The 22899-nt window shown below is 40.0% G+C and carries 30 protein-coding genes; 11 read left to right on the forward strand and 19 right to left on the reverse strand.

What is annotated here, in order from left to right; genetic code table 11:
* Positions 1-22: 22 nt before the first annotated feature.
* The 11 genes from BMX84_RS02710 to BMX84_RS12775 form a co-directional block, all read right to left on the reverse strand.
* The gene (locus BMX84_RS02710; RefSeq protein WP_091487003.1) at positions 23-907 is read right to left on the reverse strand and encodes a recombinase RecT; all 885 of its coding nucleotides are present in this window, start codon (positions 905-907) and stop codon (positions 23-25) included.
* Positions 908-909: 2 nt separating this feature from the next.
* On the reverse strand, positions 910-1854 hold the full coding sequence (locus tag BMX84_RS02715) for a YqaJ viral recombinase family nuclease (RefSeq protein WP_091487005.1): 945 nt from the start codon (positions 1852-1854) through the stop codon (positions 910-912).
* 73 nt (positions 1855-1927) lie between these two features.
* A complete protein-coding gene (locus BMX84_RS02720; RefSeq protein ID WP_143058657.1) occupies positions 1928-2164 on the reverse strand; it encodes a hypothetical protein in 237 nt (78 codons plus the stop codon).
* 4 nt (positions 2165-2168) lie between these two features.
* On the reverse strand, positions 2169-2369 hold the full coding sequence (locus tag BMX84_RS02725) for a hypothetical protein (protein WP_143058658.1): 201 nt from the start codon (positions 2367-2369) through the stop codon (positions 2169-2171).
* Positions 2366-2554: a hypothetical protein gene (locus BMX84_RS02730; RefSeq protein ID WP_091487010.1), complete on the reverse strand. Its 189-nt coding sequence runs from the start codon at positions 2552-2554 to the stop codon at positions 2366-2368. Before BMX84_RS02730 ends, BMX84_RS02725 begins: the two co-directional genes overlap by 4 nt.
* Positions 2535-2687 (reverse strand): hypothetical protein, encoded by a 153-nt coding sequence (locus tag BMX84_RS12465; protein ID WP_177165438.1) that lies wholly within the window; start codon positions 2685-2687, stop codon positions 2535-2537. The genes BMX84_RS02730 and BMX84_RS12465 overlap by 20 nt, the downstream gene beginning before the upstream one ends.
* A 14-nt stretch (positions 2688-2701) precedes the next feature.
* Positions 2702-2968, reverse strand: coding sequence for a hypothetical protein (locus BMX84_RS02735; RefSeq protein ID WP_091487012.1), 267 nt, complete (start codon positions 2966-2968; stop codon positions 2702-2704).
* 5 nt (positions 2969-2973) lie between these two features.
* A complete protein-coding gene (locus tag BMX84_RS02740) occupies positions 2974-3720 on the reverse strand; it encodes a phage antirepressor KilAC domain-containing protein (RefSeq protein WP_371860946.1) in 747 nt (248 codons plus the stop codon).
* Between the two features lie 9 nt (positions 3721-3729).
* Positions 3730-4254 (reverse strand): helix-turn-helix domain-containing protein, encoded by a 525-nt coding sequence (locus BMX84_RS02745; RefSeq protein ID WP_091487015.1) that lies wholly within the window; start codon positions 4252-4254, stop codon positions 3730-3732.
* Positions 4235-4453 (reverse strand): helix-turn-helix transcriptional regulator, encoded by a 219-nt coding sequence (locus tag BMX84_RS02750; RefSeq protein WP_091487016.1) that lies wholly within the window; start codon positions 4451-4453, stop codon positions 4235-4237. Before BMX84_RS02750 ends, BMX84_RS02745 begins: the two co-directional genes overlap by 20 nt.
* A 292-nt stretch (positions 4454-4745) precedes the next feature.
* Positions 4746-4874, reverse strand: coding sequence for a hypothetical protein (locus BMX84_RS12775; protein WP_281282300.1), 129 nt, complete (start codon positions 4872-4874; stop codon positions 4746-4748).
* A gap of 49 nt (positions 4875-4923) precedes the next feature.
* On the opposite strand from BMX84_RS12775, the gene BMX84_RS02755 reads away from it, so the two are divergent.
* Positions 4924-5166 carry a hypothetical protein gene (locus BMX84_RS02755; protein ID WP_091487018.1) on the forward strand — a complete coding sequence of 81 codons (243 nt, stop codon included), beginning with the start codon at positions 4924-4926 and terminating at the stop codon, positions 5164-5166.
* Here BMX84_RS02755 and BMX84_RS12470 read toward each other — a convergent pair.
* Together BMX84_RS12470 and BMX84_RS02760 are read right to left on the reverse strand one after the other, a co-directional pair.
* Entirely contained in the window at positions 5157-5324 is a 168-nt protein-coding gene (locus tag BMX84_RS12470) for a hypothetical protein (RefSeq protein WP_177165435.1), read from the reverse strand. The genes BMX84_RS02755 and BMX84_RS12470 overlap by 10 nt on opposite strands.
* 69 nt (positions 5325-5393) lie before the next feature.
* On the reverse strand, positions 5394-5627 hold the full coding sequence (locus tag BMX84_RS02760) for a helix-turn-helix transcriptional regulator (protein WP_091487019.1): 234 nt from the start codon (positions 5625-5627) through the stop codon (positions 5394-5396).
* Positions 5628-5794: 167 nt separating this feature from the next.
* On the opposite strand from BMX84_RS02760, the gene BMX84_RS02765 reads away from it, so the two are divergent.
* The 7 genes from BMX84_RS02765 (at position 5795) to BMX84_RS02795 (ending at position 10543) form a co-directional block, all read left to right on the forward strand.
* Entirely contained in the window at positions 5795-6169 is a 375-nt protein-coding gene (locus tag BMX84_RS02765) for a helix-turn-helix domain-containing protein (protein ID WP_246119100.1), read from the forward strand.
* A gap of 28 nt (positions 6170-6197) precedes the next feature.
* Positions 6198-6596 carry an ImmA/IrrE family metallo-endopeptidase gene (locus BMX84_RS02770; protein WP_177165439.1) on the forward strand — a complete coding sequence of 133 codons (399 nt, stop codon included), beginning with the start codon at positions 6198-6200 and terminating at the stop codon, positions 6594-6596.
* Between the two features lie 18 nt (positions 6597-6614).
* Entirely contained in the window at positions 6615-7361 is a 747-nt protein-coding gene (locus BMX84_RS02775; RefSeq protein WP_091487024.1) for an SHOCT domain-containing protein, read from the forward strand.
* 45 nt (positions 7362-7406) lie between these two features.
* Entirely contained in the window at positions 7407-7784 is a 378-nt protein-coding gene (locus tag BMX84_RS02780) for a hypothetical protein (protein ID WP_091487025.1), read from the forward strand.
* 90 nt (positions 7785-7874) lie between these two features.
* Positions 7875-8792, forward strand: coding sequence for a DUF6414 family protein (locus BMX84_RS02785; protein ID WP_091487027.1), 918 nt, complete (start codon positions 7875-7877; stop codon positions 8790-8792).
* Between the two features lie 292 nt (positions 8793-9084).
* Positions 9085-9405 (forward strand): hypothetical protein, encoded by a 321-nt coding sequence (locus tag BMX84_RS02790; protein WP_091487028.1) that lies wholly within the window; start codon positions 9085-9087, stop codon positions 9403-9405.
* Between the two features lie 4 nt (positions 9406-9409).
* Positions 9410-10543: a tyrosine-type recombinase/integrase gene (locus BMX84_RS02795; RefSeq protein ID WP_091487030.1), complete on the forward strand. Its 1134-nt coding sequence runs from the start codon at positions 9410-9412 to the stop codon at positions 10541-10543.
* Between the two features lie 318 nt (positions 10544-10861).
* Here BMX84_RS02795 and BMX84_RS02800 read toward each other — a convergent pair whose 3' ends face one another.
* From BMX84_RS02800 to BMX84_RS02810, 3 genes are read right to left on the reverse strand one after another with little or no spacing between them, the layout of a single operon-like run.
* Positions 10862-11686, reverse strand: coding sequence for a carbohydrate ABC transporter permease (locus BMX84_RS02800; RefSeq protein ID WP_091487032.1), 825 nt, complete (start codon positions 11684-11686; stop codon positions 10862-10864).
* Entirely contained in the window at positions 11686-12552 is an 867-nt protein-coding gene (locus BMX84_RS02805) for a carbohydrate ABC transporter permease (RefSeq protein ID WP_091487034.1), read from the reverse strand. Before BMX84_RS02805 ends, BMX84_RS02800 begins: the two co-directional genes overlap by 1 nt.
* A 6-nt stretch (positions 12553-12558) precedes the next feature.
* The gene (locus BMX84_RS02810) at positions 12559-13869 is read right to left on the reverse strand and encodes an ABC transporter substrate-binding protein (protein WP_091487035.1); all 1311 of its coding nucleotides are present in this window, start codon (positions 13867-13869) and stop codon (positions 12559-12561) included.
* Between the two features lie 221 nt (positions 13870-14090).
* Between BMX84_RS02810 and aac(6') the strand changes: the two genes are divergently transcribed.
* The 3 genes from aac(6') to treR all read left to right on the forward strand — a co-directional run bounded on the left by aac(6') (position 14091) and on the right by treR (position 17035).
* Positions 14091-14531: an aminoglycoside 6'-N-acetyltransferase gene (gene aac(6'), locus BMX84_RS02815; protein ID WP_091487037.1), complete on the forward strand. Its 441-nt coding sequence runs from the start codon at positions 14091-14093 to the stop codon at positions 14529-14531.
* A 173-nt stretch (positions 14532-14704) separates the two neighbouring features.
* Positions 14705-16099 (forward strand): LysM peptidoglycan-binding domain-containing protein, encoded by a 1395-nt coding sequence (locus BMX84_RS02820; RefSeq protein WP_143058659.1) that lies wholly within the window; start codon positions 14705-14707, stop codon positions 16097-16099.
* Between the two features lie 207 nt (positions 16100-16306).
* Positions 16307-17035 carry a trehalose operon repressor gene (gene treR, locus BMX84_RS02825; RefSeq protein WP_091487038.1) on the forward strand — a complete coding sequence of 243 codons (729 nt, stop codon included), beginning with the start codon at positions 16307-16309 and terminating at the stop codon, positions 17033-17035.
* 47 nt (positions 17036-17082) lie between these two features.
* Here the strand turns inward: treR and treC are convergent, their stop codons facing one another.
* The 3 genes from treC to BMX84_RS02840 form a co-directional block, all read right to left on the reverse strand.
* Positions 17083-18735: an alpha,alpha-phosphotrehalase gene (gene treC, locus BMX84_RS02830; RefSeq protein ID WP_091487040.1), complete on the reverse strand. Its 1653-nt coding sequence runs from the start codon at positions 18733-18735 to the stop codon at positions 17083-17085.
* Between the two features lie 156 nt (positions 18736-18891).
* On the reverse strand, positions 18892-20400 hold the full coding sequence (treP, locus tag BMX84_RS02835; RefSeq protein ID WP_091487041.1) for a PTS system trehalose-specific EIIBC component: 1509 nt from the start codon (positions 20398-20400) through the stop codon (positions 18892-18894).
* 200 nt (positions 20401-20600) lie between these two features.
* Entirely contained in the window at positions 20601-21881 is a 1281-nt protein-coding gene (locus BMX84_RS02840) for a bifunctional folylpolyglutamate synthase/dihydrofolate synthase (RefSeq protein WP_177165440.1), read from the reverse strand.
* Positions 21882-22899 lie beyond the last annotated feature (1018 nt).

A 22899-nucleotide genomic window follows, 5' to 3' on the forward strand; every position in this document is an offset into this window, starting at 1 on the left:
GGGGAAACCCCCCCCTCTCTTGTTATTTTGGTGTGATCGTTCCCTCTTTGAACAACTCAGTAGATTCTTCATCATTTAGGTCCATAGGTCCATTAATTGTCTCTTGCTCTGACTCGTCATCTTCAATCATCTCTGCCTGCTTCAATTCGCCTTTTTCGTCCATCTCTTGGACTGTTTCGTCAGTTGTAACAGCTTTTTGCATTTCGATAGATAGAATACCCCACTTGGATAACATGTTCTTCAGGACCGTTTTTTGAGCCATTGCGTCATAGTCAGATTTCCACACACCTGTTAGCTGTTCTTTATTCTTTGATTTATTATGTTTGACTCTGTGCATCTCTACTTGCTGCTTCGTCCAGTAAACCGTCTTCTCAAAACCATTGACTAGTCTGAAATACGCCACGTATCCAATAACCTCATCTGATTCTTTTCCTTCTGGATCGAACTCAAATTCTTCTGTCAGTCTGTTCCAAGATTTTAATTCTCCCTCATACACTTCAGTTACATTTAAAGCCATATACTGTCCACTACGTTGAGCCAATTGAATGTAGCCTTTATACCCCAATTGGAATTGAGCAACCTTCTCATTCCCCTTTTTCCAATCTCTGAAAGGTACGATATAGGCATATCCTAAATTTTTATCAATCGGTAAATCGAGCGTTGCAGCTACCATTGCACTCGTTATGATACTCATAGGTTGAGCCTCGGCTAAGTTAGGATCGCCATTAACCATATTGAGTAATGAAGTAGTAAAGCCGCTTGCTTTTTCTTCCAATACTGCCTCAAATCTTTTTTGAACAGCAGGAGAGCTTAATAAAGACTTCAATGTCATTTGCTTAGCATTACTCACCTGGTTATTTCCGTTGGATTTAGATATTTGATTTTTTAAACTTGAATTAGTCGCCATGATTATTTAATCTCCTTTATGGTTAGTTTTTTATAAGATGACACCTTGCTATATTTATCAAACAGTTCAGGCGCTTCTTTTTTAATTCGTTTTGAATCAATTCGCGTACTTTCAATAGGTCTCCAAGTCACAATGTGACGAGGAGCTATTCCTACCTCTGCCTCTTGATCTCCTAGTTGAACTTTGATCATGTTGTCTATCTCTTTAATTGAGGTCTCAACTACTTTCTTTGTTTCTTGTAGTTCTTCTCTCTGATCTAAGAGGTCATCAATATCTTTCTTAAGAGCTATTTCTTTTCCCGGCTCAGATTTTGCATACCGTTCCTTAATGTAGTCTTCGGTTGACTGACTTCCATCAATCGCAGGAGGAATCATTTGTTTAACATTTACTTCCCAAAACTCAACTAATTGTTTCTGGATGATATCGATCAGTTCTTGGTCACGTTCAATCTTCTTCCAGACAAATTTCTGTCCTCCGATCAGAACAGCGATATAAGCATAGTCTCTATCTAGAACATTCATGTAATGCTGCACCTGACAGATATATTGTTCCGGTATCTCTTCTCCTTCCCAGCGATCAGCCAGGTACATAGAAGCTGTTTTACACTCTAGAATGGCATCCTCTCCTACTATATCCCTGTCTATATTTGCCGTTAAGAAGGGATATTCCGAATGTACAAACATTCTATTGGCTCTTCTAACTTTTTTACCCGTGCGTTCTGTAAATTCCTTAGCGACAACTTCTTCCAAAATGTTCCCAAAGTGAGCAGCATCACTTACATCAGAATCGTCAATTTCAACTTGTCCTGTTTTATCGAGCCATAGCTGATAAGGAGAGTTATATTTATTCAGTCCCAAGATGGTAGCGACATCTGATCCACCTATACCTGACCTTCGCTGTTCCAACCAGTCCCTATGCGTCATACTTCGAGTATCAATAGTTTGCATGTTAATCCTCCTAAAATCTGTTATAATGTTGATAGATAGTTTTTCTTAGACACCTTACCAGAGGTGTCTTTTTTTAATAGATTCCTTCATCCCTGCAACGTTCTTCGTAGTAGTCTCTGTCTTCTTTCAATTCCTCAATAACTACATGCGCCTCGTCCAAACGGTTATAAAGCTGATTGACCCATACAAAGCACTCAGCTATTTTAGAATGACCTTCTTTTTCTGCGATTTCTTCCATTTCTCCAATAGTCTGAAGCATTTGTTCATCATGATCATATTCCTTCATCCGCTTTTCTATTTGTTGTTTCATATCATTACCCAACTTTCGTTTCTAGGTCTTCTAATATCATGTTGCGCAAAACGATTTTTTCTCTTTCCATCAGTTTATAATCTCGTTCAATATCTTCTCTTGCCTGCTTGGCTGTTAATCCGTTAGACATGATTCGTTTCCAGTCTTCAAAGGCATGATTAATCAAGACATAGCGCACTTCATTTTTAACGATTCCTATCATCATTCAACACTCCAATCTGCTTTAAACGTGAAGTAAGCTACCATTATTAATGGGATGATGAAGAACTCTCCGCCCCAGCTTGGAGTTAATCCCATCGCTAGACGCTGATTTACTGCATAGTCTCTGGCCAGAATGGTTAATATCAACCCTATAGCGATCAGGGCTATTTCAACTTTTCTTCTTCTCATTGGCTTCCTTCCTCTCTATTTTCTTCAACCCAATTTTTATTCCCTTGATGTAAAACTTCTCGAATGCCCAATCTATTTGCAGATAGGTTTCTAATCCTTCAAGTATGATTTTTGCTTTTTCATCGTCAGTCATGATAGTGTCTCCTTTCACCATTCATTCATAATTTGATGGATGATCTCTTTAGCTTCATCCGCTGGGTACCAACGTTTTCCCCCCGTACGCTTAATCATGATGACTTTCATCCGTGGGTCGTTCAAAATTTCTTCTACGCTGTTGGCTCCCATATCCAGTTTCTTTCTTAAAGTAGCTGCAGAAACAAACCAAAGTTCATTTATTTCCAATAGTGCCTCTCGTGTTTGCCTTCTCACTTCTTCTCTGACTAACTCATCGTCGATTTTTAACATTGCTTGCATTCGATTCACTCCTCAATGTCCATTAAAGCCGTTATTCCTCTGTCTTCTAAAATTTCATGAATGAACAATCGACCTTTCTGCGTCCATTTCGTATTCATTTTTGTGTCTGGTCTACCATCAGAACGCTTGATATTAATTGTTTGAGATTTTGTATATCCGTTATTCATGTGCTCTTTATATAGGATCCACTGGCCGCCTACTTTGTGCTGTATTCTTTCTTCGTGAAGTATCTTATTTAGTTGCTGTGGTGACATGCCATAATCTGCAGCTATTTGACTTGTAGCCAGTAATCCTTTTGATTCAAGTATTGTATCCAGATAACTTATCTTCGGTTCATATTCTGCTATCAACTGCGCTTGCACTTCATTCTGATCAGCAAGGTATTTTAACTGTCGCTGCTCTTCAATCCAGCGCTCTGCTCGTTTGATCGGATCCTCAATCATGTAGCTAGATTGGTTTTGTTCCATTTCGTTGAATCGCTTAACATATAACGCTGTGAATATAGTCCCCTTTTTACCGATCAGCTTGTTTGCGACCATTTCGCATCCTTGTTTGGTTAATAAAAAACACGGTCTTTCTCGATTGTTAGGATCTATATAAGCTGAATCGAGGAAGAAATCGCTGTGGGGAACTTTCCCCTCTGCTAAATAACCAATATATTTCCGAATATCTTTCAAGAGTTCGTTATGTTGCTTTCCGATCATTTCCGCTACTTCTCTTGATTCAATCGTTTGTTTGCTTGTCATTGTCATTAACATTTGTTATTCCCCTCCCATATACTTCTGTCTCTTCCAATGCGGCACTCTCTGCTGTACTGCAGACATCAAAGATAGATTGACTTTCTCAAGGATCGAAACAATGCAGCGTGTTTCAATAAATACTTCATCTAAAAAGTTGAGAGCGTAATCTAATATCTCTTCTTTATCTTGTTCAGTTAACGCTTCGCTATTTTTAGTAAGAAGCAACATAGCTCTGTTCTTTCGTGATTTTCGTTCTTCGGTTTCCAATTTATGGATGATATCCAATGTGTGAGGTGATTGCTGATAGACGTCTGATCTCATCGGCGGGATCACGCTGAAAACTTTGTGTGACATGTCTTGACTGAAAAGAGAATCATCCAAATACGTTGCCATGTCTTCCATCGCTTCTACCGGTGCTGGATCGCCTCGGAAATACCCATTAATAGTTGTCTTTGCTCTAAAGGTACCTTTTGATAGTGTTACTTGCGTCATCCCTTTGCGTTGAATTGCTTCTTTTAATTCTTGATTAATCACTTTGGAACTCATTTTTATCATCCTTTCTTAAATCGTCTAAGCTGACCTCTAAGGCATCTGCTAACTTACATGCCAGGTCAAAACTAGGTTTCTTAATCTTCCCGTTCTTTAGTGCGCTGATCACTGTATTATTGACTCCAGCTTTCTTTGCCAACTGATTTTGATTCCACTCTTTTTCCTTCATCAATTTGTAAACGTTTTTCCACATCATCTAGTATCTCCTTTTCATGTTCGCGCAACATATTGCGACTGATGGTGTTATTTGTTAAGCTATACTTATATAAGTCGACCGATACCAACTGAGCGATTTATATAAATTAAAGTTGAAAGCGAGGTGTTACAGATGCCTTTATCAAACGAACAGAGAGCTCATGATTTGACTATCGCTGCATTATCATTTCTACTAGATTCAAATTCACTTGTTAAAGAAAATGATGATGGTGATTATCACATTGATATTTATAAAGAGTACAAATCGCTATATGAAGATACTTTAAAGTCAATTAATAAAGATTTTTAAACCGGCCAATAGTTTTGCCATCTATCTTTATGTCAATTGGTTTTGGTTTAATCGCTATTCTAGCTAAACCAATAGTTGTGAGGGCGATTAGTGTGATGATCATTTTTTTCATTTTTGGCGTCCTTTCTTCTGACATATTCTCCATAAAAGGAGGTGATTCTATGGCTACACATGTATACGCTAATATAGTCGGCACTTGGGTAGACTTGACTGAAGATGACTCTTGCGTAATGGGGCCGCATTTTACTTCTCCCTATATTTGGTGGGAGGAAAATGCAGAAATTTATAGTCCTATACGCAAAGAACAAGAACATACTTTTTATAACCAAGACTACGTACATGTAAGATACAAAAATATCGATTATCGTTTACAACCCTGTCATATACAAATTGTTCAAAAATGACGCTTTGCAATTTCTTTTATATCTTGGTCGGTGAACTGTAACTCATCGGCCTTTTTTCTATACTGAAACTCAATTTGAACTAAGAGGTCATTCCACTCTCTTTTTGTAAATTGTCTTTGGAAATCTAATAATTTCTTCACTTTTTCTTCCATTTCCATCATTCTCACCTCTTTCCGTATTCGGTTTGTAGATAGTACGTTTAGTTTTCTTATAAGATATATTCAAGGTTAACTTTTGGTATGTTTTGTATCAAAGTTAATTAAAAAAATATCAGGGAATAAATAATCTAACTCTTTTTCATAAAAAATAGCGATTTTTTTTGCAGTCTCCGAACTAGGGTTTCTGTTCCCCGCTTCTAACTTTCTTACCATAACTTCAGATATACCAATCTTTTCAGCTACTTCTTTTTGGGTTAGATTTAATTTATTCCGTTCATTAACTAAGTTATTTCGCTTTTCCATATCAGCACTCCTTTCTACAGGTTTGATACAATTTGTATCTTATAAACACATATTACACGATACATTTTGTATCGTCAAGCATAAAATGATATTTTTTGTATCTTTTTTCTTTTTAGATACTTTTTGTATCGTTTCTTTGTTATCATACCCCTAAGGCGGTGACCATCTTGATAGGTGAAAGATTAAAATCTTTAAGAAAAACAGCTCAACAAACCCAAGAGGATGTAGCTAAATCAATCGGAGTATCTAGAGCAGCGTATTCTCATTTTGAAAACAACAGAAATGAGCCAGACATTGAAATAATAAAAAAATTATCCGATCATTTCCAAGTTTCTACAGATTATATTTTAGGAAGCGATATTCCCTCCTGGGCAACCCAAGAAGATGTTATAGAGATAGAAAAAATTTTAGATGAAAATGCAAAAATGACCTTTGGTGGAGAAGAATTGAACGAGGAAGAAAGGGAGGATGTTCGTCAGGTATTGCGGGCGTCTCTATGGAGGAAACTCCAAAAGAAAAAAGTTCGTGATACTAATGAATGAAAGAATAACTGAACTGTTAGAGGAAATTATGTCAGAGTATAAAACAATGGATCCATTCAAAATAATTGAAATGAAAGGCATCGAACTCGAATACTCACCTTTCAAAAGCGAAAATAGGTCGTTGGGGCTTTATATGAAAAGCTTCGATACTCCTACTATTTATTTGAAAGCGGATTTAGAAGATAGTCCAGAAAAGTATTTTGTTGCGGCTCACGAACTACATCATGCCTTAGAACACGATGAAATCAGTAGCTATTATACTTTAAATTATCTTTCTCGATCTAAGATGGAGCAAGAAGCCAATAAGTTTGCGGCTGTTATGTGTATGAACTTATATATAGAGGAACAAGGGAAGTTGCCAGAAACCACAATCGAATTATTGAATGAATATGGGGTGCCGTTGGAATTGTCGGAAATATTGTTGTAAAAGAAAGGATGAAGATTGATGGGTTTTTTAGATGAGTTAAAAGGTAAAGCTAACGATTTAAAAGATAAAGCTAAAGTTGCATTAGATGAATCTGAAAAAAATAGCAATATAAAAAAGAAAATAAAAAATGAAGAGACGTTAAGTATTGAAGAAAAAGTTTTCTTTGAGAAGTACAACAAACAAACTGTTGAGGCGTTTGTTATCGAAGAAAAGAATAAATTCAGACCTACTAAACGCACAAAACACTTGATTATTGATGACGACTCAAAACAATGGACTACGGTTAAAACATCGAACAAAACATTTAAGTATTCCGAGTTACTTTCTTATGAATTAATCGAAGATGGTGAATCTGTTACTAAAGGCGGCGTGAGCTTAGGTCGTGCAGTTGTGGGTGGAGTACTTTTCAGTGGTGTTGGGATGATCCTTGGGGGACTAACTGGAAAGAAGAAAAGTAAAAATTTTGTTACGGAGATGAAAATAGTTATCTCTGTAAATAATCCTGATAACCCATCTATAATCATACCGTTAGTAAAGAAAAAAATGAAAAAAGACTCAAAAGATTATAAAAAGCTAGCTGAGGATGCGCAAGAAACTTTAAGCTACTTAGATATGATAGCAGCATACGAAGAAGAAAAAATTAGCCCGGACAAAAAGTCAAACGAAAAGAGTGTAGTAGAAGAGTTGAAAGAATATAAGGAATTATTAGATGCCGGTATAATTGATCAAGAAGATTTCGATCGAAAAAAAGCAGAGCTATTATAGTGATGATAAAATTTCGGAGCTATTTTGGTAAGCAGGAGGCCCAATATGCACTTAATTATCAATACACCTAAATTGAACATAGATGATTTGATTTTTTCGGAAGTGACTACCACAAATGATAATCCTTACTTTACAAATGGATCAATCGTTGCAATAGATACTAACATTAAGCCTGACTTCTGGAGTACAGTGCAGGACGGCGATTTCATTACGATTGAGTCCAATGGTCTAACCTCTGAAAAAGAAATGACTGTTCGAGTAACTAAAAACAACGACACTTTCATGCTCAAATCTACTTCTTCCTATTTTGATTTTGAAAAAGAGTTAACTCCCGATGAGTTGGACAGTATAAAAGTCATTGGGAAAGTAGTGTTTAACTTTAATTCTTTTGATAACGATGTGGAGTTGGGGAAGTTAAAGTAAGTTTTATTAATGCATAAGTAATTATAAATGATGTAATTGTCGGAGGTATTGTTGTAAAGAAATGGAACAAATATGAAAGGGAGGCATAAAATGAAAGATTATATTTATCTTGATGAAGATTTGTTAAATTCTACCTTAGCTCAATTAGATAATGGACTAATCAAAAGTTATTTAAATAGTGACGAACAAACAGGTACCTCTTCTGATAAAAGTACAGTAAATCATTCTAAGGGTGTAGATAACTTCCTTCAGCTCGGTGCTAAATACGTCAAAGAAGTAACAGAAGAAACCGGGATGGAGCTGACCAATACTCAAGTTCGTGCTCTAGATTATGTATTAAACGATTATGCTGTTGATGTTTTATTAGAAAAAATAGAAGATTTTGAAAATTATACTAACGAGATATTAGAATCTCAAGAAGGACAGTTGATAAATTTCCAAAGTGACTTTAGTCTTTATGATTTTTCATTAATTAAAGAGATTACTGATGATACTATGATTCAGATATTTTTCGGAGATTCTTCAGAATCTGCTGAGGTACGGGAATTAGAAGATAAAATAAAACCGTATAAGCAACAAGCTAAAAAAAATCCCCAAATTAAAGCAATGGTCAAAGAGATTGAGACACAGATAAAAGAAGTCAAAAAAAAACAATCAGAAGCTGCTGAAGGTTTTAGTGTAGTTAATAAAGCTGCTATTGCAGCAGATAAATTTTTAGGAGAAAGCTTATTCGTTAGAACCGATAGCTCTTTAGCTCTATGTAAGAGAGAATGTTTCAGATTAAATAAAGGACAATTAGCTTTATTAACAGAAACTAGTAGAAAAATTAATGTATTAGGCTTAGTTACTGCAATAAAAACAACAACACATGAAGATCAATTAAAGACTTTTAATACGAGTGATATGAATCAAATCCCTAGTATGTTAACTGATATATTCTTATCAAGTTTCAAGATGTTAGAAATGGGAGATAGAATTATCACTCCAATAGCTATCTTTTTTGAATAGAAGTCCATTTTTCTTCAAAAGTCTTTTTAGAATACTCCAGACTATTATATCCTGATTGAATAACTTTCCTATTATGCTGGGCAAGTCTTTCGTGTTCTTTCACTTTCAAATCAAGCTCATTATTAAACTTTGATTTGCTTTTCAAAAAAAACATCTATATCGCCTCTCTTTCTAAAAATTATTATATCATTAATCCTGAAAAAGACTAGTCCGAAGGGGCTTTTCTTTTACAATTAAAAAGAACATACATTCGCATTTATATATATAAAGTACGAGAAATGGAGTGAAAACTATGTTTATTATTGAAATGACTACTTATGAATCGGATTTTGTTATTAAAAATACGAAACGGACAGGCGCTTATGATATTAGGACTTTTGATATCAATCACGATTTGTCTCTCTTCGTATACTATTTTGATGATTATATCCATTTAAAGTTGCGCCGATACGGCGAAAAGCCAACAACCATTTCCGACTGGGAACTGATTCAGGGTATAAATTTTATTCGCCCTGACTTGAACTTAAACGATGTTGTCGACGTATATTTAGATGAAGAAGACGAACAAGTGCACATCAAACTAATGAAGTTAACCAGCAAAAGAAACGAGTGATTTTATGTCCCGCAAGTTGGTAGCTAGCAAAAAATATAAATACGTCTATAAATATAAAGTTAAATCCGGCTTGAAGTGGTGTTACCGTTACAAATATTATGATGATATGGGAGAACGACATGAATTACCTAGGTTCGGGTTTGATAGTGAAAAGGAAGCTTACAGTGAATTGATTAAAGTGCAGGCTGATCTATTAAATAAAGGGACTCATAGGATGGAATCTGATAAAATCACTGTGGGCGATTGGCTGAATCGGTGGCTAGAAGCATACCAGGACGAATGGGCGAAAACGACTTATAAAACAAGAGCAGGTATGATCAATAACTATGCAATGCCTTACCTGGGTAAAATGAAGCTAACTAAATTAACTGTATCTTCTTATAAGACTAACTTTATTCAGCCGTTATTGAACTCAGAGAATTTAGAAGCTGTCACAGTCGACAAGTACAATAATCTTATGAAGATAGCCCTGAACAAGGCTGTGAAAGATGGCCTAATCAGAAAGAACCCTATATCAGAAGTAAAAGTAAAACTGCCAAAGGCTGAGGAGCAAAAAGCTTATTCATCATCACAACTGCAGCACTCTCTAAATTTGATAAGAGAAAAGGCAGATGACACAGTGTATACCATCTCGCTTCTTCTAGCATACTCAGGTCTACGAATCGGAGAGGCGATCGGTTTGAAAGTGCTGGATATAAACTTTAAATCCAACGAGTTGACTGTTTCCAGAACATGCGATTCAAACGGAGTCCGTCCGCCAAAAACATTGAACTCCTATCGAACGATCGGTATTGAACCATTTGTCATCGACTATATAAGAAAGTATATCGAGAAAACAAAGCACATGAGAAGAAACGGCTTCATCTTTGTTAACTTAAAAAAGGAATGCCCGTTAACATACAGAGCGTTATACAGGCCGTTTGTCGACATCATCGATAGCGACAATGAATTACAAGGCGGACGATTTCACACATTCCGTCATAGTCATGCGACAATCCTACTGCAGAATGGAGCAACGGTTAATGCGGTTGCCAAAAGACTTGGAGATACACCACAAACAATCAGCAAGTATTACGCTCATGTCCTGGAAGAAATGAATAAAGAAATGGTCGTTAGTTTTAGCAGGGCCATGACATAAAAATAGCGGTTTTGGGGACTTTTCTGGGGACTCTCCCAGTTAAAAAGTGCTCAAAACCGCTATGTTATGCTATTTTTATATGTACAGGTAGATTTCTTTCACTACTTTACCTTATTTAAACGTAAATGAGATATTCTATTTGTTTCGACATGTTAAATAATATAAGTAATGAACTGATTTGTCAACTTTTTAACTTATTTTTTATAAGTCAGTTGTGAACATTTTTTTACAGCCGGTTCGCTTGTTCTTCACAAAAAAACCGCTGAAGGAATCGGTCTCCCCTCAACGGTTGATTTCTATAATGTATCACCTGATCTATTACGTCTTGACAGCTCCTTTTGTCACCCCTTCGACGATATAGCGCTGAATGAAAATATACAGCACGATGATCGGCACGATCGCCAGTACAAGCCCCGCCAGTGCCAGTTCCCACTGGACGGTATACTCGCCAAAGAAGTAGTACATCCGAAGCGGGATGGTGCGCATGCCTTCCTGATTGATGACAAGTGAAGGCAGCAGGAAATCATTCCATAAACGTATGGCATTTAGTATGACGACTGTGACTGTGGTCGGCCGCAAGATAGGGAATATCACACGCCAGAAAATTTGAAATGGCGTGCCTCCGTCTAAGTAAGCTGCTTCGTCAAGCGATACTGAGATGGATCGCATCGCACCATAATACAGAAAGATGGACATGCTGGAAGCGAATCCCCAGTTCATGATGATCAGACCGAACCGATTCAGGAAGTTGATTTGACCGAAAATGGAAACCAGTGGGATCATGACCGACTGGAACGGGATCAGCATCGTCAGCGCACAGAAAAAATAGATTCCTGTACTGATTTTTGACTTGTTTCGCGCTAATGCATAAGCAGCCATCGAAGAGAAAATAACGATAATAATGATACTTGATGTTGTTATAAACAATGAGTTTAAAAAACTTCTTCCATATTCCAGTCCCTCGTAGGCTCTGGAATAATTTTCCGGGACAAAGGTTTCCGGGATCCAAATCGTATTCGTGAAAATTTCTGCCCGACTTTTCAGGGAACCAAAGAAGATGATGAAGAACGGATAGATCCAGCTCACCGAAATCAGTAACCCTAGGATAATAACTAGCCATTTGTGTGTTTTTTCCCGTGTCATTATAAATCGACCTCTTTTCTACGCGTTATGAAGACTTGGGTCAAAGAGATCACTGCGACTATGAGAAAAAAGACGACGGCTTTGGATTGAGCATAACCCTGCTGGTATTGAAAGAACGCCGTATTATAGATGTTCATGGCGATCATCTCAGTTGATCCAAAAGGCGCGCCGTTTGTCAGAGCCAAGTTCAAATCGTATATTTTGAAGGCATTGGCCAAAGTCAGGAAAAGACTGACCGTAAATGCCGGGGCAAGCATGGGGAACTTTATAAGCCAGAAAGCCTGCCACTTATTCGCCCCGTCTATCTTGCCGGCTTCGATTAGTTCACCGGGTATATTGGCAAGAAAGGATATATAGATGATCATGATATAACCGCTCATCTGCCATAGGAAAACGATGACAAGCCCCCAGAAACCCGTGGTCGTATCAGCCAGCCAGGCATTGAAGAATGACAAGCCCGTCGCCTCTGCAATTCCGGCAAAGGCCCGGACAAAGATAAACTGCCAGATAAATCCTAAAATGATCCCCCCGATCAAATTAGGCATAAAGAAGATGGTTCTGAAGAACAGACTCACTTTACCGATTTTCTGCGTGACAAGTAAAGCGAGCCCTAAACCGATGACATTGATCAATATAACGGCCACAAAGGCAAAACGAATGGTGAACCATAGACTGTATATGAACTGGTCATCTGACAAAAGTCTAATATAGTTATTCAATCCTATAAACACCGCATTATGCCCATCTGAATTGGTCAGGGATGTGCCTATTCCTAAAATCAGCGGCAGAACGATGACAAAAAATACGACTAGCAGTGAGGGGATAACGAAAGCCCAGTAATACAGGTTTTTCTTTTTTCCCTTCATAATCGATTACCTCATTTCTGAAAAGGCCTGAGAGGTATTCTCTTCAAACGCTTCCCATGATTGCTCTCCATTTAAATAGCTCTGGAATTCCGGATACAGTTCCTGCTGGAACCAGCCACTTGGGTACTGATTATGGACAAATGCGGATGTTTCTCCCGCAAGCATCGCTTCATAAATCTGACGTGATACAGGATCTGAAATATCTTCGGGATCATAGCCTTCTTGAGCTGGAATAAAGGCGAGATCGCCGAGGATCATTTCCTGTCCCTCTTCAGACGTATACATCCAGTCGATAAAGTTCTGCGCTTCTGCAACGACTGCTTCATCCAGATTTCCATTGACTCCGATGTACCAGGGTGAACCGGCTGGAATCTTTCCTTCCGTATCGCTTTCACCATAGACCGGCAGAATACCCAGTTTTTCCTGAGCAAAATCCGGATCGATCTCATTCAAAGTCGGCACGATCCATACACCCTGATGTACCATCGCTACCTGGTCGTTGACAAACAGTTCTTCAACGGAACGACTGTAATCTACGGTCAAGATCGGCTGAACGTTATACTCATTGATCAGATCCGTATATTTCTGCATCTGATCGCCATATTCCCAGGTCAACTCTTCGGCACTGTAGGCATCTAAAATACTGTGATTGAACTCCGGACTGGTGAAGTTGGCTGAAAACTGATTCGCAATATAGTTTTCTCCCCCACTGAAGCCAAATACCTCTTCGATTCCCAGTTCTTCTTTTTGACTGTCCAGCGTCTCGACGGCGTCTACAAAATCATCGTACGATTCTATTGAATCAGGATCGACACCTGCCTGTTCAAACAGTTCTTTATTGTACATCAAGCCGAAGCCTTCAATATTCAAAGGAATCCCCAGCTGCGTCCCATTGATCGTCCCGCCTTCAAGCAAGCCGTCAATGACCGTCCCGGCTACTTCCATCTCTGAGACATCCACGAGTGAATCACTGTACCGTTCGATTTCAGGAAGGCCATTCAGCATCATCAGGGCAGGTTCGTCCCCAGAAGAAAAGCGGGCCTGTAATGCAGCTGATCCTTCACCACTGCCGACAGTCGTGATCATGACATCCGCATTGTTCTCAGACTGTTCATTATACATTTCTGCCAGCTCTTCCAGCTGAGCAGTGATTTCCGGTTTCTGATTGAAGAAGTCAACAGTCACTGCTTCTCCACTGGTGCCGCCTTCGTTTTGTCCGTCTTCAGAAGGAGTTTGACCCCCTTCGTTCCCGCCTGTTCCGCATCCATATAAAGCCAAAGGAACGGCTAGTAAAGAAAACAACATTGATTTTTTCATTCTGCATTCTCCTTTTTATATGTATTCGCTTTCTTAAGAAGAATCATAACATATCTCATGTGTATTGATGAACTATAACGCTTTGTTTACACATATTTCCTTATTTAAGGCCATCTTGTTATACCTATGCTTTCATGATTTTATTGAAAGCGTTTTTTGATCTTCTGTGGTAAAATGAAAAAATAATAATCGTATTTATCATTATTCAGGGGGGCGTCAGAATGTTTAAAATAAAAAGAGCTAGTGATCATCATATTGAACAGATAACGGAACTCGCTCACTTGCTGTGGCCGGATGAACAGCTCACTATTTTAAAAAAGGAAATGAATCATTTTCATCGCGACAGTACCTCGGAACTGTTCATATGCGAAGAAAATGAAGACATACTGGGGTTTGCTCACGTTAAGCTCCGCTACGACTTTGTGGAAGGAACCAGTACGTCTCCCGTCAGTTATTTAGAAGGTATCTATGTACGAAAACTCTATAGAAAACAGGGAATCGCCAGACAACTCGTTGAAGTCTGTGAAGATTGGTCGCGATTTATGAATGCGACTGAATTCGCGAGTGATGTGGATCTGGAAAATATCCTCAGTGCTGACTTTCATACGTCACTTGGCTTCAAAGAAGTGAACCGCGTGATTTGTTACACTAAAGCGTTATAACTGCTTGTATTTCCCTCTGTGTTGAGACCTTTAATAAGGTTCTCAACTTTTTTCGTGGTATAATATAATAAACAAATGAGTTAGATTAGGCTTTCATCTTTTGCTAATTTCCGCCCATATTCTTTCAGTACATAGTTTTTTGGTCTTCTAACGATATGAAAGGGGTGAGAAAAATGAGCACAAAGATTAGAAGAAGTTTCATACGCAAAAGCGCAGGGATCGCGATAACCTTTTTATTGATTCTGTCGTCCATTCTTACGTTCTCGACAGTCCAGGCCGCTCCCGCCCAGTCCATCAACAGAGGGAATACAACTGAAAAAGTCGTTGCCCTTACATTTGACGACGGATCAGACGGGACCAATATCAATACGATCCTTCAGATACTTTCCACTCATAATGTGACAGCTACTTTCTTCCTTACAGGTTCTGGCGCAAATAATCATCCGCAGGCTATCCGAAACATCTCAAACCAAGGCCATCAGCTCGGTAATCATTCCTACTCTCACCCTTATTTCACACAGATCTCTGCTGCTGAGACAGTAAGCCAGCTTCAGCGAGCAGAAGATACGATCAGACAAATCACTGGCAAATCGACCAAACCGATTTTCAGACCGCCTTACGGAGACTATAACTCAACCGTACTTCAGCGTGTCGGCGATGCCGGTTACCCTTATTCCATCATGTGGACCATCGATACCATCGACTGGACAGGTAATTCTTCCAGCGACATCGTCTCCCGTGTCATGAATCGAATCGTTCCCGGTGCCATCGTCCTGATGCATACAGGCGCAGGAGCATCCGGTACACCAGGCGCTCTTCCGACCATGATCACCCGACTGAAAAGTACCGGCTACCGTTTTGTCACGATCAATCAGCTTTTGAACATCAACTCAAATACGCAAACTTACACGGTTAAAGCAGGCGACACCTTATATGCCATTGCACTCCGGTATAACACAACGGTTCAAACACTGGCCTCACTCAATAATATCTCTAACACTAACCTCATCCGCGTCGGACAGGTCCTGTTCCTTCCAGGCAGCGGCGGTACGACAACGCCTCCTCCTTCGAGTTCAACGACCTACACTGTCAAAGCCGGCGATACCTTATCCGCCATCGCAGCAAAATATAACACTACCGTTTCCCAACTTGCTTCAGCAAATAACATCACGAATGTAAACCTCATCCGCGTCGGTCAAGTGTTGATGATCCCAGGCAGCGGCGGCACAACGACGCCACCACCTCCTTCCAGTTCGACGACTTATACCGTCAAAGCCGGTGACACTTTATCTGCCATTGCAGCGAGATACAACACAACGGTCTCAAAAATCGCTGCTGCTAACACTATCACAAATGTGAATCTGATCCGTGTCGGACAAGTGCTGACGATTCCAACAAGTACGACGACACCTCCACCTTCAAGCACGACCACATACACCGTCAAAGCCGGGGATACCCTTTACGCGATCGCTCTACGTTACAACACGACCGTTTCACGTCTGGCTTCAGTCAATAACATCTCGAACCCTAACCTCATCAGTATCGGTCAAGTGCTGACGATTCGATAAGTATAATCAAAGAAGCGGGTGGATCAGTTGGTCAGCTGATCCACCTTTTTTGTATTTCCTAATTATATGAGTACCTTTGTAAAAATATTGTATGGCCCCTGATTGATACTTATTTATCATATGCACTCTGCTATAGTTGAGAAGTGATCGGTTTTCTATTAAAATAGAGCTTGCTGAACAGAAAGAATCTGAAAAGGACTGGAACCCATGAGTAGATTTCAAGAAATATTTTTAGATATCGAATCAAATATTTTAAATCAGACATACAAAGCGGGAGAGCTGCTGCCAAGTGAAAATAAACTCTCGAAACAGTACAATGTTTCGCGTGAAACAATTCGAAAAGCTCTAACCTTACTGCTAGAGAGCGGATATATACAAAAAAAACAGGGTAAAGGATCCATCGTACTGGATGTTAAACGCTTTGATTTTCCTATTTCCGGTCTGACAAGTTACAAGGAACTGGAAGAAGCGCAGCATATCAACAGTGAAACCTTGCTGATAAAAAATCAGGTAGAGACACTGCCGGATCAAATCGCATCCTTTTTAAACATTCCTCCCAGTTCAGAAGTTCATGCTGTGATCCGTGGACGGAAAGTGGATGGAGAAACTGTTATCCTGGATAAAGATTACCTCCTGACCTCGGTTATCCAAGAACTTCCGGATGCCGAAGCCCAGAAATCATTATATAACTATATCGAAAAGGAATTAGGGCTGACTATTGGTTATGCCAGAAAAGAGTTTATCGTTGAACCCGCGACGAAAGAAGACCGCGAGCTGATGACTTTGCACGGGGATACTCATGTCGTGGTCACGCGGAGTGAAGTGCATCTGGAAGACACGACCTTGTTCCAGTACACAGAATCAAGGCACCGGCTGGATAAATTTCGATTCGTCGAATTTGCCCGTCGTCGGCCGCCAATGGACTATAATAAGTAAAAAGATGGACACTAGCCCAGCTAGCGTCCATCTTTTGTATTCCTGGATTATTTAATTATAAACGCTGCCGTTTCATAAGGTCCCATCGTGAACGTCTTTTCAAGCTGGCGTTCGCCGCTGTTCCCGATCAGATAACTGCTCTCGCCTTCCAGCAGTTCATCTGGAAGGGTTATCTTGTCTTCCTCTGCATAGAAATGATTCAGGACCAGCAGCTTCTCGCATTTATGTTCTCTGACATAAGCAAAAATACTTGGATGATCCAGTCCGATCGCTTCATATGACCCTTCCTGAATGATCGGCATTTTTTTGCGCAGACGGATCAGTTCTTTATAGTAAGAACGGATTTTTCCGCTGTGTTCCTTATTCTCGGTATTGATCGTTTTATAGTTGTCCGCGACTTTCAGCCAAGGTTCACCCTCAGTAAAACCTGCGTGTTTGGTGGTGTTCCACTGCATCGGTGTTCTGGCATTGTCCCGTGATTTGTCTCTTATGATCTCAAGGGCTTCTTCATCTGAATGTCCGTTTTCTTTCAGTTCGATGAAGGCATTATGTGTTTCAATATCTTTGTAGTTATCCAGATCAGTATAATCCGGATTCGTCATGCCGATTTCTTCTCCCTGATAGATATACGGTGTGCCGCGAAGCAAGTGGATCGTCTGGGCCAGCATGGTCGCCGTTTCAATCGGATAGTTTTTCACATCCCCAAAGCGGTTGTTGGCGCGGGGCTGATCGTGATTGTTCCAGAATAAAGCATTCCAGCCACCGCCTTCAGCCATCCCAGACTGCCATTCATCTAAAATATGTTTCAGTTTAATAAAGTCAAACGGCATGGTCGTCCACTTTTCGCCGTCTTTATAATCGACTTTCAAGTGATGGAAACTGAAGATCATGGAAAGTTCATCCGTTTCCGGATCGGAATATCTTATGCCGTTTTCAACGGTCGTCGAACTCATCTCACCCACGGTCACAATATCCTCATACTGTCCGAAGGTCTCTTTATTCAGTTCCTTGATGTAGTCATGCACGATCGGTGTATCCGTATAGTGTGCTTTCCCGACACCATCATCCGCATCTTTCAACTCTTCCGCTTTACCGATGACATTGATGACATCGAAACGGAATCCCTTCACTCCTTTTTCCAGCCAGAAATTGACGACTTTATAAAGTTCCCTGCGTACGTCCGGATTACGCCAGTTCAGATCTGCCTGAGTGACGTCGTAGAGATGGAGATAGTACTTGTCTGTGTCACCGAATTTAGACCAGGCCCGTCCGCCGAATTTCGACTCCCAGTTCGTCGGCAGGCTGCCGTCTTTTTGAGCCGGTCTTAAAATATAAAAATCCTGATACTTTTTATCGCCGGCCAGTGCTTTCTGGAACCATTCATGGTCCGTAGACGTATGATTCAGGACCATATCCAGCATAAGACCGATGCCCTGCTTGTCTGCTTCTTCCACTAACCGGTCAAAATCATCCCACGTCCCGAACATCGGATCGATCGATGTATAGTCTGCGATATCATACCCGTTGTCGTTCTGCGGTGATTTATAAAAAGGATTGAGCCAGACCATGTCTGCGCCCAGCTCTGCTATATACGGCAGCTTCTCTATGACACCATTCAAGTCACCGATACCATTCCCGTCCGTATCTTTAAATGACTTTGGATAAGCTTGATAAATGACTTTGTCATGTAAATTTCCCATTGTATTCGTCCCTTCTTTTGTCTAATTTCTTATCTAAAAGAAAAAGGATAACCCCTCAAACGCGCATCTTCCAGTAATCCTACCAGAATCCAGCCCATCTTTTGGAATTATCCTTCCTCCTTAACCATTTTCCTTGCTTAATTTAATCGAACGTTTTTAGTTACCTAATTTAGGAATTGGTAAGTGATCATTTTCATATTTAGTCAGGATACCGCGCTTCTCAAAGACCATAACCAGTACGACTGGAACAACAATGGCGATCGCCATTGAGATCAGAAAGCCGATCCAGTATTGAGGAATAATAGATAATATTCCTGGTAAGCCCCCGACGCCGATATTGAATGATGCGACGTTCAGCGCAACAGAGGTCATCCCTGCAAAGGCCGAGCCGATCATACCTGCAACTAAGGGATACACATATTTGATATTGATACCGAATAGTGCGGGTTCAGTTACGCCAAGGTAAGCTGAAATCATTGCCGGAATAGAGATCTGCTGTTCTTTCTCATTCCCACGGTGCATCAAGATGATACCTAATACCGCTGATCCTTGAGCAATGTTTGACAAGGCGATCATTGGCCACAAAATAGTCTGTTCAAATTCGGCTACAAGTGTCAGGTCGACAGCGTTGGTCATGTGGTGAAGTCCGGTAACAACAAGTGGCGCATACAATCCACCGAATACGAATCCGAAGAGCCAGTTAAATGACCCAGTCAATCCCCATTGAACGACTTGTGATAACCAGATACCCAGCTGCCAGCCGACTGGGCCAATAAGGGCATGAGCCACAAAGACGGTCGGTATCAAAGCAAACAGTGGAACAAAAATCATTGATATCGCTTCAGGTATGACGCGCCTCAGCCATTTTTCAAGATAGACCAGTAAGAAACCTGCCAGCATAGCTGGAATAACTTGAGCCTGATACCCGATCATATCCAGCTGGAAGAAACCGAAGTCCCATTGATTGACATCACCTGCTAGAATATCTGTGACCCCATACGCATTCATCAGTTGAGGTGAAACGAGTGTAATCCCGAGAACGATACCCAGAATCTGAGTGGTTCCCATTTTACGGGTAACACTCCATGTGATACCGACTGGCAGGAAGTGGAAAATAGCTTCCCCTGGCAGCCACAGGAAGGCATTGACCCCGCTCCAGAACTGTGAAACATCAACGATCGTGTTGTAAATCGGCTCTCCTGCAGTTGTAAATGCTGCCTGTCCATCGACCATCGCCTGTCCCAGCGCTGCGAACTGTACCTGTTCTAAAACGTTTCTGAACCCTAAAATCAGACCACCGATAATAATTGCTGGAATTAATGGTGTGAAAATTTCTGCCAAAGCCGCCATGACACGCTGCAGGCCGTTCATATGTTGCTTCCCCGCGCTCTTCACGTCATCTTTACTTACACCTTCAAGTCCTGAAATTCCGGAGAATTCGTTATAAAAGTCTGCCACTCGGTTACCCACGATAACCTGAAACTGTCCTGCTTGTGTAAAGGTTCCTTTAACTGACTCGATATCTTCAATTCTTTCTTTATCTGCTGCGGAAGGATCGTCTAAAACAAAACGCATACGTGTTGCACAGTGAGTTACCGCGTTGACGTTCTCTTTGCCGCCGATCGCATCCAGTAGCTCCTGTGCATCTTTTTTAAAGTCTGCCACTCCAATTTCCTCCTTTTAGTAACTTGTATATACAAGTTTTGGTGCTTTTACTATACTGTACTTTAAAACGAAATGCAAGCGGTTTTATCAATCTCTCCTTTCATTTTTTTCTCCTGTCTTTTCAACTTAATACTAGCACGCTTTGTCTCCTTAACAGTAATAAAAGCTCTTCCCACTTTATTAAGCAGGAAGAGCTTCTGTTATTTCCACTGTTTTTTTATATCTCCGATCAGATAGAGCGAACCGAATACGATGATTTTTTTATTTGTATCTGTCTGCTTTTTCAGAAAGTCGACCGTGTCATCGATCGAATCGAACGGCCGGGCGTCTATCCCCTTCTCCTGCAGCTGTCTGGCGACCACTCTTGGCGCAAATCCGCGATACGGATCCGGCGACACAGTATAGACTTTATTTGCGTAAGGAAGGATGTCATCGATCATGCGCATATAGTCCTTGTCTTTCATCATACCGACTACGATCGTGAGTTTTTCATCCGGAAATAAGGATTCGATCGATTCTCTCAATCTTTCCACGCCTTCAGGATTATGAGCCCCATCAATAAAAATTGTCGGAGCATCCTGGATTTTTTCCATCCGTCCCGGCCAGTAACTGGCTTCGATCCCTCTGATAATATCTTCCCCGGACAACTCATACCCTTTTCCTTTTAAGATTATAGCCGCTTCAATAGCTAACAGAGCATTGCTCACCTGATGTTTGCCGACCATTCGAACGGTCACTTTTTCAAACTGTTTGTATGAAAAGGTGCTGCCCTGTTCTGTCATGATCAAATCTTGGGCGTCGTTAGTGCCCACTCTATGAAGGGACGCCTGCTGATCTTCTGACATCTTCTGGAATACGTCATCGATGGAGGGTGTGAAAGATGGTATCACTACATCTCCCTTTTCTTTTATTATCCCGGCCTTTTCGCCTGATATCTTTTCCAGGGTCTCCCCCAACATCTTCGTGTGATCCATACCGATCGACGTCACGATCGCGACTTCAGGGACCGGGATCGTGTTGGTCGCATCCAACCTGCCGCCAATGCCTGCTTCCAGAACAACGATGTCACACTTCTGTTCATAATAATATAAAAGGGCAACCGCCGTTAAAATTTCAAATGAATACAGTCGCTCGCCGCATTCTTTTTCAACAGCATCCACGACAGCCGCTACTTTTCCTGTTGTCCGAATAAAGTCGTCATCGGAAATATACGTCTCATTGATCCGGATCCGCTCATTCACTTTTTCTAGGTGCGGTGAAGTAAAGATTCCTGTTTTCAGATCGGCTTGAATGAGTATCTGAGAAATAAATGACGCCGTCGATCCTTTACCGTTGGTCCCGGCAATATGCACGAACGACAACCTCTGTTCCGGATTACCTATTTTCTTCAGCAGTATACGCATGCGGTTCAGACTTTCTTTCTTCCCGTTCCCTCTATTTGTATTGACTAAGGCTATAACGTCTTTCATATCCATTACCATTCCATCGACCCTCATTTAAGTAATATTTTATCCGTTACTTTAACGTTCTGATTCCTTTTCAAGTATAACGGGTTCATTAACTGACAACAACTGCAATATTATGATCTTAGACACATTTTGTTCACATTTGATTAAATATTCAGATTTTTATAACAAACTTACCTCTTGTCAAGGTTACTAAAAGTCTCTAATTGATAATTATTTACTAATGATTCACAATATTAATATAGGTTTAAATATTAGATGTCATTTATCTCTGATTCGTAAGAGCTTATGTTTGCGCTTTTCACATGAATGGAATAAACTATTAGCATAGACGAAGTATTGTGAAACATTTACAATTCTTATTCTATTTCACAATCTATTTCTTACAGTTTGTGAAGACAAATACGACTACGAGGTGAAAAGAATAGATAAAAAAATCATACACATAGTGCATTTGGATTCTCTGAATCCCCCAATACTTACCCCGCAATTAAATGAAGAAGACTTACGCCTTTGATTTCTGGAGAAAATCTCTTTTCCGAGCAAGGGCCTTTTTCATGCCTTCAATTATTCCTCTGTTTAATGACGTATTTGACTTAAGATTCCAGTATGATAAATTTTTTTAAAATAAATGCTTTTATTTGATTAAACTTTAAATCTTTACTATACTTATCCCAACACTTGGATGCGCTTACTCACCCTTTAAGAATATTTATTCGCATCGTATTCAGCTGATCCCCAGATTATACACCCTGCAAGTCCTCTAGTTTCATTTAATATTCCTTCTATCTCTTTAAATTCAACCTCTATTTTACCTCAATTATTTATTAACCACTTTTATTCTCTCTGTTTATCCTTCTTTTTAACCTCAGTATTGATCTCTTTCGTTTTTCTACACCCTCTCTATCTATCATCCTCTTATTTTGTTATCCCTTATTTAAAAAAACATCAACCCCTTAAAGGAGGTGGCGCCTTTGACAGTAATTTCTATGCCGCTCAAGTTTCATACTTAACATCAGTAATCGGAGGTGTA

It is taken from the genome of Alkalibacterium putridalgicola (assembly GCF_900109825.1).
Classification (GTDB): domain Bacteria; phylum Bacillota; class Bacilli; order Lactobacillales; family Carnobacteriaceae_A; genus Alkalibacterium; species Alkalibacterium putridalgicola.